This is a genomic window from Novosphingobium sp. (assembly GCF_037133355.1).
In the GTDB taxonomy this organism is placed as follows: Bacteria; Pseudomonadota; Alphaproteobacteria; order Sphingomonadales; family Sphingomonadaceae; genus Novosphingobium.
This window is the reverse complement of record NZ_JBAXOI010000004.1, coordinates 135,965-148,924: the sequence shown is the minus strand read 5'-3', so window position 1 is coordinate 148,924 and position 12,960 is coordinate 135,965. Positions and strand designations below refer to the sequence as shown.

General features: G+C 66.2%; 13 protein-coding genes. 9 read left to right on the top strand and 4 right to left on the bottom strand.

Going from position 1 to position 12,960, the window contains the following annotated elements:
- The 3 genes from WCL10_RS06135 (at position 1) to WCL10_RS06125 (ending at position 1,711) form a co-directional block, all read left to right on the top strand.
- Complete coding sequence (locus WCL10_RS06135; protein ID WP_336894751.1) at positions 1-774, top strand: hypothetical protein; 774 nt, start codon at positions 1-3, stop codon at positions 772-774.
- 10 nt (positions 775-784) lie between these two features.
- Positions 785-1,186 carry a cupin domain-containing protein gene (locus tag WCL10_RS06130; RefSeq protein WP_336894750.1) on the top strand — a complete coding sequence of 134 codons (402 nt, stop codon included), beginning with the start codon at positions 785-787 and terminating at the stop codon, positions 1,184-1,186.
- A 117-nt stretch (positions 1,187-1,303) separates the two neighbouring features.
- A complete protein-coding gene (locus WCL10_RS06125) occupies positions 1,304-1,711 on the top strand; it encodes a hypothetical protein (protein ID WP_336894749.1) in 408 nt (135 codons plus the stop codon).
- 8 nt (positions 1,712-1,719) lie between these two features.
- On the opposite strand, the gene WCL10_RS06120 is transcribed toward WCL10_RS06125, so the two are convergent.
- Entirely contained in the window at positions 1,720-2,352 is a 633-nt protein-coding gene (locus tag WCL10_RS06120) for a hypothetical protein (RefSeq protein WP_336894748.1), read from the bottom strand.
- A 35-nt stretch (positions 2,353-2,387) separates the two neighbouring features.
- A complete protein-coding gene (locus WCL10_RS06115; protein ID WP_336894747.1) occupies positions 2,388-3,281 on the bottom strand; it encodes a neutral zinc metallopeptidase in 894 nt (297 codons plus the stop codon).
- 151 nt (positions 3,282-3,432) lie between these two features.
- On the opposite strand from WCL10_RS06115, the gene WCL10_RS06110 reads away from it, so the two are divergent.
- From WCL10_RS06110 to WCL10_RS06095, 4 genes are all read left to right on the top strand, one after another.
- Positions 3,433-5,025: a M28 family peptidase gene (locus WCL10_RS06110; RefSeq protein WP_336894746.1), complete on the top strand. Its 1,593-nt coding sequence runs from the start codon at positions 3,433-3,435 to the stop codon at positions 5,023-5,025.
- Between the two features lie 80 nt (positions 5,026-5,105).
- Positions 5,106-6,563 (top strand): IMP dehydrogenase, encoded by a 1,458-nt coding sequence (gene guaB, locus WCL10_RS06105; RefSeq protein WP_336894745.1) that lies wholly within the window; start codon positions 5,106-5,108, stop codon positions 6,561-6,563.
- A gap of 21 nt (positions 6,564-6,584) precedes the next feature.
- Positions 6,585-7,766 carry an RsmB/NOP family class I SAM-dependent RNA methyltransferase gene (locus WCL10_RS06100; RefSeq protein ID WP_336894744.1) on the top strand — a complete coding sequence of 394 codons (1,182 nt, stop codon included), beginning with the start codon at positions 6,585-6,587 and terminating at the stop codon, positions 7,764-7,766.
- 65 nt (positions 7,767-7,831) lie between these two features.
- A complete protein-coding gene (locus WCL10_RS06095; RefSeq protein WP_336894743.1) occupies positions 7,832-8,338 on the top strand; it encodes a tetratricopeptide repeat protein in 507 nt (168 codons plus the stop codon).
- 10 nt (positions 8,339-8,348) lie between these two features.
- Here the strand turns inward: WCL10_RS06095 and WCL10_RS06090 are convergent, their stop codons facing one another.
- Both WCL10_RS06090 and WCL10_RS06085 read right to left on the bottom strand, forming a co-directional pair.
- Positions 8,349-8,834, bottom strand: coding sequence for an RNA pyrophosphohydrolase (locus WCL10_RS06090; protein ID WP_336894742.1), 486 nt, complete (start codon positions 8,832-8,834; stop codon positions 8,349-8,351).
- The gene (locus WCL10_RS06085; RefSeq protein ID WP_336894741.1) at positions 8,834-9,787 is read right to left on the bottom strand and encodes an alpha/beta hydrolase; all 954 of its coding nucleotides are present in this window, start codon (positions 9,785-9,787) and stop codon (positions 8,834-8,836) included. The genes WCL10_RS06090 and WCL10_RS06085 overlap by 1 nt, the downstream gene beginning before the upstream one ends.
- Before the next feature lie 242 nt (positions 9,788-10,029).
- Between WCL10_RS06085 and WCL10_RS06080 the strand changes: the two genes are divergently transcribed.
- The gene (locus WCL10_RS06080; RefSeq protein ID WP_336894740.1) at positions 10,030-11,919 is read left to right on the top strand and encodes a 2-oxoacid:acceptor oxidoreductase subunit alpha; all 1,890 of its coding nucleotides are present in this window, start codon (positions 10,030-10,032) and stop codon (positions 11,917-11,919) included.
- Positions 11,920-11,931: 12 nt separating this feature from the next.
- The gene (locus tag WCL10_RS06075; protein ID WP_336894739.1) at positions 11,932-12,957 is read left to right on the top strand and encodes a 2-oxoacid:ferredoxin oxidoreductase subunit beta; all 1,026 of its coding nucleotides are present in this window, start codon (positions 11,932-11,934) and stop codon (positions 12,955-12,957) included.
- Positions 12,958-12,960 lie beyond the last annotated feature (3 nt).

Here is a 12,960-nt window from a genome sequence, read left to right as displayed (position 1 = left end):
GTGGCTTTGCTCACTGTCTACAGATTTTGCGCGACGCTCGCTCTGGCGGGTGCCGCGCTTTTCTGTTGGGGCCTCCTGACAAAGACTAATTCGGACTATGGCGCTGCTTACGAGCTGCTGATCACCGATTGCGACGAGATGGGCCGCGTCGCGCCCCATTGGCACGAACGGATCGCGGCATTGCGAACGGTGCGTTGGCCGCTGATGGATAGCGGTGGCGGCTTGATGCTGCTGGCCGCTACGCTGTTTGGTTTGGTGCGATGGAACATCGGCATGACCGGCCATTGGTGCGTAACGCCTTTGAAACGCTGGTATTTCTTTGCTGTCGGAATTGTCGGTCTTGGTCTGGGCTGGTTCGGCGAGGTTGCGGCGATCTGGCAGCTTGTCGACCGCCATATGGTGCCGTCCTGCGCAGACTCCCCCGGCATTCCCCTGATCGGTATCACTGCGGCGTTTCTGCTGTTCCTGTTTGTCGGTCTGGTTGGTGGTCTGCTGCTTATGCGCGGCTTCGCACCGTTGCCCCTGCCGCTCTTGGCATGGGATGGAACCCGGCCCACAAGAACCCTGGTGATCACCCTGTGCCTCACCCTCGTCTTCGTACTCTTCGTTCTGACACTCGCAGATGCGTTGCGGTCAGAGAGTTCCCTGGCAGTGCCCGGCTATGTGCTGCTGCTTTACCTCGTCGAAGCGACCCGATCCGCGCTCGTCGGCAAAAAGGACGTCGGCGGTATCGCCTCGTTGGATCATGTGGCCGATAAGTCCGATGTCAGCTAGAAAGGCCTTCATGTCACCTCGTTTCAAACTCGTGCCGATTGCTGCAGCCGCGCTTCTCGGACTCACCGGCCCGGCCGCCGCCATTCCGCCGCCCGAGGCCAGAGCCTATCCCGATCCGCTCGAGGCGGGCTGGAAGGGCAAGCCGGTCTGCGTCGTGCTCAAGGAGAACGAGCGCCTGCGCACCTTGCGCTGCACCTTCCCGCCGGGCTGGGGCCATGAGCGGCACCGCCATGCGCCGCACTGGGGCTATATCCTCCAGGGTTCGACCATGCGCATCACCACCGCCAGCGGCACGGTCGTGCGCAAGCTCAAGGCGGGGGACAGCTGGTGGAGCGACGGGATCGACTGGCATGAGGGGCGCAACATCGGCCGCACGACCGGGGTCTATCTGATCGTCGAAGCCAAATCCTGAGCCCGCATCTGCTGTTCGTCGGGCCGCTGTTGGCTGTTGGGCGAACGGCGGCGGACTTTCCGGTGGGGCGGGGGCAGGCTCGTTGTCATCGAAAAACCGCTTGGAAAGGACCTCCCCATGCCCCCTCGCACATGGCGCGCGCTGATCGCGGGCGCGGCGCTTCTGGCGCTTGGCGGCGCTGCTGCGGCGCATCCTTCGGCGCCGGCCGAAGTCGCTCCGCCCGCACCCCCAACACCCCCAACACCCCCAACACCCCCAACACCCCCAACACCCCCATCACCGCCGGAGCCTCCCGCTCCGCCCGAACCGCCCCTGGTCGACACCGCCGCGATCGAGCGTGAGGTGGCCGAAAGCATGGCCGAGGCGCGCCAGGAAATCGCCGAGGCACGCAAGGATATCGCCGAGGCGCGCGCGGAGGTCATGAGCGAGAAGGACATGCCCGCAAACGCCCGGAAGCAGGCCCTTGCCGCGCTCGACAAGGCAGAGCGTGACCTCGACCGGGCTTTCGCCCGCGTCGCGAACTAGATTGCGGATCAGCGGCGGCGGGCCTTACGGCTGCCGCCGCGCTTGCGCTTGACCGCCTTGGCCGGGGCAGGGGCAGTGCTCGCCTGCGCGGGTGCGCTATCTGCCCCCTTGGCCTCGGCCTGCAGGGCTGCGGCCTGCGCCGGAGTTGCCGCGCGCGCCGGATAGGGGCAACCGCGCGCCTGGCCATAGCCCTTGAGGAACGCGCGGCGGCTCGCGCCCGCATAGAGCGCCACTTGCCATTGCCGCTCCTTGCCCGCCGCGCCCGTCACTTCGCGGATCACCCCGCCAAAGGGAATAAACGAGCCGATCACCGATCTGGCCATTTGCCCCACGGCATTGCCGCGCTTCTCGCCGCGCGTCTTTTCGGCGGCGACATCTATATCGGGACCGAGGACCGTGTCGAGCCGCCCGATTTCGGCAGCGAGCGCGCGGCAGGACTTCGCCCCGGTCAAAGAGTAAGTCGCCTCGCGCGCGGCGATGAGGATGGGCGGGATTTCATCCTTGCGCAGATTGAGATCGTCGAGCGGCTTGGCAACGACATCGCCTGCCGTAACGTTCGAGGGGGCAACGACGGTCTGCGCGGCGGCAGAAGTGGCGGCGGCGCAAGAGAGAAGCGCGATGGCCAGGCGGCAGGATTTCATGAAAGGTCTCCGTTTCGCCATCAGTGCGGCTCCCGCTATTGTGCTCCCGCGGGTGACTGCGCACTGAACGTGTCGCATGCGTCCTCGTTGCCGGTTTCCAGCCCCTTGCGCAGCCACGCCATACGCTGCGCGCTGCTGCCGTGGGTGAACGCGGCTTCGGCCGGCGTCCGCCCGGCTGCGGCCATCAGCGTATCGTCGCCGATCTGGTGCGCGGCGCGCAGGCCTTCCTCGATATCGCCCGGATCGATCCGGTCCTTGTTCCGCGCGGCCCAGACCCCGGCATAGCAATCGGCCTGCAGCTCGAGCTTGACCGAAAGCCGGTTGGCCATCGGCGGATTGCGGCGCTGCGCTTCGCTTACTTTCTCGGAAGTGCCGAGGAGGTTCTGGATATGATGGCCATATTCGTGCGCCATGACATAGGCCCGCGCAAAATCGCCCCCTGCGCCGAGCCCTTTGTCCATCTCGGTGTAGAAATCGGTGTCGATGTAGATGCCCTGGTCCGCCGGGCAATAGAACGGCCCCATCGCGCTCTGTGCGTCGCCGCAGCCCGATTGGCCCTGGCGCGCATAGAACACCAGCTTGGGCGCGGCGAAATCGATCCCGGCTTGCTGGAACAGCGGCGCCCATGTCTTGTTGAGCGAGGCAAGCGCGTTGCAGCTTTCGTGGCTGAAGGCGTTGACGGAGCAGCTTTCGGCAAGGCTGCCGGGCTCGCGGGGGGCTGTCTGCGTGGGGGCGGAACCTCCGGCCCCTTGCAGGTTCTGCAGCGCGCCCAGCGTTTGCAGCGGATTGATCCCGAATACGAGCGCCCCGATCAGCGCAATGACGAGGCTGCCGCAGCCGATCTTGCCGCCCGGTCCGCCAAACCGCGCACCACCGCCGGCGCGCTGGTCCTCGACATTGATCGAGTTGTCGAAATCGTCGAGCCGCATCCGCTTTGCTCCTTACCGTCGGGACCACCCTAGCGCCGCGAAGGCCCCGCCTACAGAGGAAACTTGCGCAGGTCCCCCGCATTTGCCAGCTTGTTCCGCGCGTTGGACCGTTGGGGGAAGGCGATGAGTCGTTTGGGGTGAACCGGTTGCCATGATCCCATCTGCCCTCACTGGTGCGCGCCGCATCCGGCAAGGGCTGCTGGCTGCGCTGGTTCCGGGCCTGCTCGTGCTGGCGTTTCCATCGGCCACTGCGGCTGCGCCGACCAAGCGCCAGCTTGCCTTGATCGAGGCGCAGCTGCGCCAGCATGTTACCACGCTCGCCAGCGACGAATTTGGCGGGCGCGAACCCGGCACACCGGGTGAGACCCTGACCTTGCGCTACCTTGCGCGGCAGTGGTTCGATGTCGGGCTCGAATCAGGCACCAACGATCCCGGAAACGCATGGTTTGCGCCGGCGGAACTGGTCGAGCGCGAACCGCAGGGGTCTCGCGCCCAGTTCGTCCACGGCCGCCGCCGCGTGGCTCTTGCCGAAACCGGCTACTTCGTCGTCACCTCGGGCCTGCGCAGCCTGATCGAGAATGCACCGCTGGTCTATGTCGGGCGCAGCACAGGCGGGGAGGCGCTGCGCACCGAACTGGCCGGCCGGGTCGCGGTGATCCTCGACAGCGAGGCGCCGCCGCGCGAAACGGGCAAAGCGGCTGCCATCGGCCAGCAAGCCCGGTCGATCGATCGCGCGGGCCGTTTGCTTGAAGGCGGCGCTGCGGCCGTGCTCACCGTGCTTGATGGCGAGCGCAGCCTTGAGGATATCATCGCGCGCCGCCGCCGCGCCGGGTATGCATTGGTGGGCGAGCGGCTCGGCGGCGATATCGAGGCTTTTGTAACCCCGGATGCCGCCCGCCAGATCCTCGCTGCGGCGGGCGGACCCGATCTTGCCGCTCTGCGCGCTGCCGGCGCCGCGCCTGGGTTCAGTTCGCGCCCGCTTGGCGTGACCGCGTCGTTCGAGGCGACCAATCGCGAAACCCGGATCAAGACGCACAATCTCATTGGCAAGCTCGAGGGACGGCGTCCGGGCTCGGGTGCGGTGGTGCTCATGGCGCACTGGGACCACTTCGGCAAATGCGCTGCGCCGCCGGCCGAAGACCTAATCTGCAACGGCGCGGTCGACAACGCTTCGGGCCTTGCGGTGATCACCGAAGTTGCGCGGCTGCTGTCCGCCGGCAAGCCGCTTGATCGCGACGTCTATGTTGTTGCCACGACCGGCGAGGAGCTGGGCCTGCTCGGTGCGCTGGCCTTTGCCGAGAACCCGCCGCTGCCGCTGGGGAGCGTGGTTGCCGCTTTCAATGTCGACAGCACGGGCCTTGTGCCCGCCGGGCTCCCGCTGAGCGTGGTCGGGCAGGGGCTGACGCCGCTGGATCCCGGCATTGCCAAGGTGCTCAAGGGGCTGAAGCGCAAGCTGGCGCCCGGCGATGCGGCCAATGCCTTTGCCCGGCGGCAGGACAGCTGGATCCTGATCCAGCATGATGTCCCCTCGGTCATGGTCAGCAGCAGCTATTCAGACCCCGCACGGCTCGAGGCGTTCATGGACAACGTCTATCATCGCCCCTCGGACGATGCCTCGCGCGTGGTCTATGGCGGGATGGTCGACGATGTGGTCGTTCAGGCCGAGCTGGTGCGCTTCTTCGCCGACGTGAAGGCCTGGCCGGCTTCCGGGCAGGTCGCCGGGCCGAGCATTGGGGCAAAGTAGTCCTTAGGCCCTAGCCGAACCCGCCCTGCTTGATTACATGGGCCGCCACGATTCGTCCCCTCCGGCAAGTGGCGCGCTCCATGGATATCCCTCTCGGCCTTACCTTCGACGACGTCCTGCTGCGTCCCGGCGCATCGGATCTGGTGCCGACCCAGGCTGACACCCGCACGCGCCTGACCGCCTCGATCACGCTCAACATCCCCGTAATCTCGGCCGCGATGGACACCGTGACCGAAGCGGACATGGCGATCGTCATGGCCCAGCTCGGCGGGATCGGCGTGCTTCACCGCAATCTCACGGTCGAGCAGCAGGCCGCCGCGGTCCGCGCGGTCAAGCGCTTCGAGAGCGGCATGGTGGTCAATCCGATCACGATCACCCCCGATGCCACGCTGGGTGAGGCCCAGGCGATCATGCGCGCGAGCAAGATCAGCGGTATCCCGGTGGTAGAGAAGAGCGGCAAGCTCGTCGGCATCCTCACCAACCGCGACGTGCGCTTTGCCGACAATCCGGCACAGCCGGTGCACGAGCTGATGACGCACGAGAACCTTGCAACGGTAAAACTCGGCACTTCCGGCGACGAGGCGCGCCGCCTGCTCCACCAGCGCCGGATCGAAAAGCTGCTGGTGGTGGACGACGCCTTCCGCTGCATCGGGCTCATCACGGTCAAGGATATCGAGAAGGCGGTCACTTACCCGGATGCCACCAAGGACGCCGCCGGGCGCCTGCGCGTCGCGGCGGCGACCACGGTCGGCGACAAGGGCCTCGAGCGCACCCGCGCGCTGGTCGATGCCGAATGCGACGTGATCATCATCGACACCGCCCACGGACACAATCGCGACGTCGCGCGCGCGGTCGAGGCGGTGAAGGCCATGTCGAACACCGTGCAGGTGATCGCGGGCAATGTCGCGACGGCCGAGGCGACGCGCGCGTTGATCGATGCGGGCGCGGACGGCGTTAAGGTCGGCATTGGCCCGGGTTCGATCTGCACCACGCGCATTGTCGCAGGCGTCGGCGTGCCGCAGCTTACCGCGGTGCTCGAATGCGCGGCCGAAGCGGCGAAGTCGGGCGTGCCGGTCATCGCTGATGGCGGCCTGCGCACCTCTGGCGATGCGGCCAAGGCGCTGGCGGCGGGGGCAAGCACGATCATGGTCGGCTCGATGCTCGCGGGCACCGAGGAAGCGCCGGGCGAGACGTTCCTTTATCAGGGCCGCGCCTACAAGTCGTACCGTGGCATGGGCTCAGTCGGCGCGATGGCGCGCGGTTCGGCGGACCGCTATTTCCAGCAGGACATCAAGGATTCGATGAAGCTGGTGCCTGAAGGGATTGAGGGCCAGGTGCCCTACAAGGGCCCGGCCAAGGACGTTGTCCACCAGCTTGTCGGCGGCATCAAGGCCGCGATGGGCTATACCGGCAGCCCCACGCTCGAGGATTTGCGCACCAATGCGAAGTTCGTGCGCATCACCAATGCGGGTCTGCGCGAAAGCCATGTCCACGATGTCTCGATCACCCGCGAGGCACCCAACTATCCCTCGCGCTGAGCCACCGCTGAAGGGCGCGTCATGACTCCCGCCGCGCGGGTGCAATCGGCCATCGAGGTGCTCGATCTGGTGATCGCTTCCGTGCGCCGCGAAGGCGCCTCGGCCGACCGGATTGCTGCCGAATGGTTCCGCACGCACCGCTTCGTCGGCTCGAAAGACCGGCGCGCGATCCGCGATCTGGTGTGGCAGGCAATCCGCACCTGCGGCGAAGTGCCGATGAGCGGGCGCGCTGCCATGCTTGCGCTGGCGGCGGCTGATCCGGCGCTCGCCGCGCTGTTCGATGGTTCGGGCTATGGCCCGGCAGCCATCGTTCCGGACGAGCCGGTAGCCGTGGCGGGCCTCGCCCCGGCGTGGCTAGAGGCGCAGCTCGCGGCATCGGACATTACGGCTGAACAGGGAGTCGGGCTGCTCGGCCGTGCCCCGCTCGATCTGCGCGCCAATCGCCTAAAGACTACCCGTGATGCACTGCTGGCGCAGCTTCCCGTGACGGCCGAAACCACGCAGGCGCCCGATGCCCTGCGGCTGCCAGGCGGAACACCGGTCGAGACTTGGCCGGCCTTCGCCGAGGGCTTGTTCGAAGTGCAGGATACCGGCAGCCAGCTTGCCTGCCGAGCGCTTGCCGTGCAGCCCGGCGAGGCGGTGGTCGATCTATGCGCGGGCGGCGGGGGTAAGACGCTGGCGCTGGCCGCGGCTCTGGACGGGCGCGGGCAGCTGCTCGCCTGCGATATCGACCGCGCGCGCCTCTCGCGCCTGCCGCAGCGTGCCGCGCGCGCCGGAGCTCTGGCGGAGATCCGCCTGCTCGATCCGGGCCGCGAGTTGGTGGCGCTCGCCGACTGGGCAGGCAAGGCAGATGCGGTCATGGTTGATGCGCCCTGTTCGGGCACCGGCACTTGGCGGCGCGGCCCGGAAGCGCGCTGGCGGCTCACCGCGCAGGCACTGGCTCGCTATGCCCGGATGCAGGCCGATGTTCTGCGTATCGGGGGAGAGCTCGTGCGCCCCGGCGGGCGGCTTACCTATGTCGTCTGCTCGCTGCTCGATGCCGAGGGGCCTGACGTGATCGCGGCGTTTCTGGCCGCCAACCTGCAGTGGCGTGCAGCCGAACAGGATGTTGGCGCTGGGACCCCGCGCGGCGCCGGCCTCAGGCTTACCCCTTGGGACGATGCGACTGACGGGTTTTTCTTCGCAACGTTGCAACGGCTGTGATACGAATGAATGTTATGGAAGCCGGGAGATCGCGCGCGCCGGACGGCCGGCTCTGGGAGTTGTTGATGCGTTACTTGCCTGCTGCGATTGCCTTGTCTCTTCTCGTTGCGGTAACAGGGAGTGCCGGTCTGGCCGGCGTTGCCGCGCCCACCGATCCCCGCGCCCGGGCCCTGATCGAAACCGGGCGAGGCTTGCTGGGACGCGGCGATGTCGAAGCGGCGACCGACAGCTTCGAGGCCGCGCTGACGATCGATCCGGGTAATCCGGCGACCTATCTTGCCCTAGGCGATGCCGCGCGTGCCGCTGGAATGCAGGGCAAGGCGATCCACTATTACCGCGAGGCGCTGAACCGCGATCCCAACAACCTCGCCGCGCTTTCGGGTGAGGGCGGGGCCATGGCTGAAAAGGGCGCGATCGAGAAGGCCAAGGGCAATCTCGCGCGGCTCGAAGGGCTGTGCGGGCGCAGTTGCCCCGAGGTGCAGCAGCTCGCCGACATAATCGCCAAGGGCCCGGTTGCCCGCGTCGTTTCCGCTGATGCGGTAAAGCCCGAGCCCGAAGTCGAGGCGAACTGACGCCGCAGCCTCAGATCAGAGCGCGGAATTCCTCGACGACCTGCCGGTACACCCGCTTCTTGAACGGCACGATCAGGTCGGGCAGTTGCTCGGCCTCCACCCATTTCCACGCAAGAAACTCCGGGTGGGCATGGGCGTCGAGCCGGACCTGGTGATCTTCGCCATTGAAGCGCAACAGCAGCCAGCGCTGCCGCTGGCCCCGATAGCGCCCGCCCCACAGGTTGCCGAGCAGTTCGTCAGGCAAGTCGTAGAGGTATTCCTCGCGGCTCTCGGCGATGATCGTCACCAGATCGGGTGTGACGCCGGTCTCCTCGTGCAGTTCGCGTAAAGCGGCGGGATGGAGGTCCTCACCCTCGTCGATCCCGCCCTGCGGCATCTGCCAGGCATCGCCTTCCTTGCTGTCGATCCGCTTGCCCACGAAAACGCGGCCCTCGGCATTGACGAGCATGACCCCGACGCAGGGGCGATAAGGGAGCCCGGCAGGATCCACGCGCATCAGTTCCTGTCCAGCAGTAGCCGCACCGCCGCGAAGATCCGCTGCATGTCGCCGTGCGCGCTGGGGAATGCCTTGCGTAGCTGGGCGAAGGCGTGGGTCGTGCCCTTCATTTCGAGAAACACGACTTCCGCGCCGGCGCGGATCAGCTCGGCGCCGTAGACGCGGCCGCTGTCGCGGATCGGATCGAGGCTGGCGGTTACGAGAACGGTCGGCGGCGTATCCGCATGGTTGCCATAGATCGGGTAGGCGCGGGGGTGGCCCAGCTCGGCCTGATAGGCATCGGAGAACCACTTCATTGTCTCGGCAGTGAGGACGAAGCCGTCGGCGAACTGGTTGAAGGAGGCATGGTCTGGCTTGTCGTCGCTCAGCGGATAGATCGGCACCTGCAGCACAACCGGCACCGACGCCGGGCTTTCGGCCAGCGCCTGCGTGATCACGATCGTCAGGTTGCCACCGGCCGAGTCGCCCATGGGGATGAGGCCGGTAATCGAACGGCCCAGCACTTCGGGGCTCGTCGCCACCCAGCGCGAGGCCGCCTCGCAGTCGTCGGGCGCGGCGGGGAAGGGATGCTCGGGCGCGAGGCGGTAGTGCACCGCGATCACTGGCAGATCGAGCTCGGCCGCGATCTCGGTGCAGAGCGAATGGTGGCTGTCGAGATCGCCGATCACGAAGCCACCGCCGTGGAAGAACATGACCGCAGGGCCGGGCTCACGCGTCTCGCGCGCGTCGTAGAAGCGCAGCGGAATGTCTCCGGCGGGTCCGGGGCAGGCGAGGTCTTTGATCACCGCGAGTTCGCGCGGCTCGGCTTCGGCCATCACGCCCATCTGCACATAGCTTGCCCGCGCGCCTTCGGGACCCATCTGTGACATGGTCGGTCCGGGCACCGATGCCATGAAATCGAGGAAGGCCTTCACATCGGGGCGGACGTAAGGGGTGGTGGCGGTGTCTGACATGGACTTCCTCTTCCTCATTCGGTTCTACTCTGACGGAGTAGCCGCGCAGGCTGTCCGGCAAAACTCATTTTTGCGAGCTTGACCTTCGCAGGCAATCGGAATCAAGAGCAAGCACGCGATTTGCGGTGTATCAGTTTTTCTTCTTTGCTTGCCGCTAGATGAGAGCATAGGCGCAGCGGTGCGCAAGAGGACGCGGGGCCCGCCCACCAGAGCGACGGGCGCCGCGCAGAGCAGAGGATCATATGGCGACAGTTCTTGAGAGCGAACCCGAAGGCCACACCGGCGGGAGCGGTCCTGCCGACGCGCCCGAAGCCGTTGTCGTCCGCTTTGCAGGCGATTCAGGCGACGGCATGCAGCTTACCGGCGGCCAGTTCACGCTCTCGACCGCGCTCGCTGGCAACGATCTTGCGACCTTCCCCGATTTCCCCGCCGAGATCCGCGCGCCGCAGGGCACGCTGTTCGGTGTCTCGGCGTTCCAGATCAACTTCGGCTCGACCGAGATCGACACCGCCGGCGATGCGCCCGATGTACTTGTGGCGATGAACCCGGCGGCGCTGAAGACCAACGTCCAGGCGCTGAAGGCGGGCGGACTGATCATCGCCGACACCGGCGAGTTCAACAAGCGCAACCTCGAAAAGGCCAAGTATGACGTCAGCCCGCTCGAGGATGGCAGCCTCGAGAAGTGGCAGGTGCTCGCCTTCGATATCTCGGCGCTGACGCTCGAGGCGGTGAAGCCGTTCGGCCTCGGCAACAAGGAGGCACTGCGCTGCAAGAACATGTGGACGCTGGGCCTCGCCCTCTGGATGTTCGACCGTGACCGGCAGCCGCTGATCGATTGGCTCAAGGCCAAGTTCGCCAAGGCGCCGGTGCTCGCCGATGCCAATATCGCCGCGCTCAATGCCGGCCACGCCTATGGCGAGACCGCAGAGCTGGCTGGCCCGCTCAAGCAGTACCATCTTGCGCCGGTCGAGAGCGAACCCGGCCTTTACCGTACGGTTACAGGTGCGGAGGCGATCAGCTATGGCCTCGTCGCGGGCGCGCAGCTTGCGGGGCTGGAGCTGTTCTTCGGCGGCTATCCGATCACGCCTGCTTCGGCGATCCTCCACAATCTCGCGCGCCTCAAGGAGTTCGGCGTCACCACCTTCCAGGCGGAAGACGAGATTGCCGCAATCGCTGCCGCGATCGGCGCGTCCTATGGTGGGCACCTTGGCGTGACGTCATCCTCGGGCCCCGGCATTGCGCTCAAGGGTGAGGCGATGGGCCTTGCCATCATGACCGAGCTGCCGCTGGTCATCGTCAATTCGCAGCGTGGCGGCCCCTCGACGGGTTTGCCAACCAAGACCGAGCAGTCGGACCTTTATCAGGCGGTCTATGGCCGTAACGGCGATGCTCCGATGCCGGTCATCGCTGCGCGCAGCCCCTCGGACGCGTTCGAATGCGCGATCGAAGCCTGCCGCATCGCGACGCAATACATGACTCCGGTCATACTGCTGACTGACGGGTATATCGCCAATGCTGCAGAACCGTGGAAGGTGCCTGATCCCAATGGTTTCACGCCGTTTCCGGTGGCGTTCCTTGAAGAACCGAACGGCCCCGAAGGCAAGGTGCTGCCCTATGCGCGCGACGAGAAGGGCGCGCGGCCCTGGATCAAGCCCGGCACGCCCGGCCTCATGCACCGCATCGGTGGGATCGAGAAGAACCCCGGCACCGGCAACATCGACTATTCGCCCGCCAGCCACCAGACCATGACCGACGCGCGCCGCGCCAAGGTTGATGGTGTGGCGCGCAGCATCCCGGCGCAGGAAGTCACGCTTGGCGAAGCGGGCGGCAAGCTTGCGGTGGTGGGCTGGGGCTCGACTTATGGGCCGATCCACCAGGCCGTGCGCCGTGCGCGCCGCAAGGGGCTCGATGTCAGCCAGATCCATGTGCGTCACATCTGGCCGCTGCCGGACAACCTCGGAGAGCTTCTAAGGAACTATGACCAGGTGCTTGTTCCGGAAATGAATACCGGCCAGTTCAAGACCGTGCTGCGCGATCAGTATCTGGTCGATGCCAAGCCGCTCAACAAGACGAGCGGACAGCCGTTCACCATTGCCGAAATCGAGGCGGCGATTGCCGCGGCGCTGGCCTGAGGGAAGACAGCCATGAACGACATGACCCCTATCAAGACCACGCTCAAGGACTGGGAAACCGATCAGGAAGTGCGCTGGTGCCCGGGCTGCGGCGATTACGCGATCCTGAAAGCGGTTCAGCGCGTCCTGCCGGAAATCGGCGCGGACCCCGCCAAGACAGTGTTCGTCTCGGGCATCGGCTGTTCAAGCCGTTTCCCGTATTACATTGAAAGCTACGGTTTTCACACGATTCACGGCCGCGCCCCGGCTTTCGCGACCGGTCTCAAGCTGGCGAACCCCGAGCTTGATGTCTGGCTGGTGACGGGGGACGGCGACGGCATGTCGATCGGTGGCAACCACACGATGCATGTGCTGCGGCGCAATCTGAACACGCAGATCCTTTTGTTCAACAACGAGATCTATGGCCTTACGAAAGGCCAATATTCGCCCACGAGCCGCCTCGGCACCGTCTCGCCGACCACGCCGCTGGGCTCGGTCGATCGTCCCGCGCTGCCTTGTGCCTTCGCGCTGGGTTCGGGCGGGCGCTTCATCGCGCGGGCCTACGACGTCTCGAAGGAACTGCCCGCGGTTCTGAAGGCGGCGCATGCCCATCAGGGTGCGGCCTTCGTCGAGATTTTCCAGAACTGCATCGTCTACAACAAGGACGTCTTCGCCGATTTCACCGAGAAGGCCGGTGCTGCCATGGGTCAGCTCTGGCTGAAGCACGGCGAGCCGATGCTGTTCAACAAGGGCACCAAGGGCATCGCGCTTGATACCGAGACGCTGTCGCTCAAGGTTGTCGACGTGGTGGACGGCGACTGGCAGGCGGCGGGGGTGCGCGTTCACGATGTGAAGAACCGCGCGATGGCGCATCTCCTCGTTGAAATGCCCTTCGGCCCGTTCCCGATGGCACTCGGCGTGATCTACGACGATCCGCGCCCGACTTTCGAGGCTGCCGTGATTGAGGAACGCACGCGCTCGGCCGCCGGCAAGTCCGCAAACCTCGCCAAGCTGCTGAGCAAGGGCCAGACCTGGACGGTGGAAGCCGATCTGGCCTGACGG

Coding starts and splice junctions, on each gene's coding strand:
- WCL10_RS06130 (WP_336894750.1), top strand. CDS start 785: ATGTCACCTCGTTTCAAACTCGTGCCGATTGCTGCAGCCGCGCTTCTC.
- WCL10_RS06125 (WP_336894749.1), top strand. CDS start 1,304: ATGCCCCCTCGCACATGGCGCGCGCTGATCGCGGGCGCGGCGCTTCTG.
- WCL10_RS06120 (WP_336894748.1), bottom strand. CDS start 2,352: ATGAAATCCTGCCGCCTGGCCATCGCGCTTCTCTCTTGCGCCGCCGCC.
- WCL10_RS06115 (WP_336894747.1), bottom strand. CDS start 3,281: ATGCGGCTCGACGATTTCGACAACTCGATCAATGTCGAGGACCAGCGC.
- WCL10_RS06110 (WP_336894746.1), top strand. CDS start 3,433: ATGATCCCATCTGCCCTCACTGGTGCGCGCCGCATCCGGCAAGGGCTG.
- guaB (WP_336894745.1), top strand. CDS start 5,106: ATGGATATCCCTCTCGGCCTTACCTTCGACGACGTCCTGCTGCGTCCC.
- WCL10_RS06100 (WP_336894744.1), top strand. CDS start 6,585: ATGACTCCCGCCGCGCGGGTGCAATCGGCCATCGAGGTGCTCGATCTG.
- WCL10_RS06095 (WP_336894743.1), top strand. CDS start 7,832: ATGCGTTACTTGCCTGCTGCGATTGCCTTGTCTCTTCTCGTTGCGGTA.
- WCL10_RS06090 (WP_336894742.1), bottom strand. CDS start 8,834: ATGCGCGTGGATCCTGCCGGGCTCCCTTATCGCCCCTGCGTCGGGGTC.
- WCL10_RS06085 (WP_336894741.1), bottom strand. CDS start 9,787: ATGTCAGACACCGCCACCACCCCTTACGTCCGCCCCGATGTGAAGGCC.
- WCL10_RS06080 (WP_336894740.1), top strand. CDS start 10,030: ATGGCGACAGTTCTTGAGAGCGAACCCGAAGGCCACACCGGCGGGAGC.
- WCL10_RS06075 (WP_336894739.1), top strand. CDS start 11,932: ATGAACGACATGACCCCTATCAAGACCACGCTCAAGGACTGGGAAACC.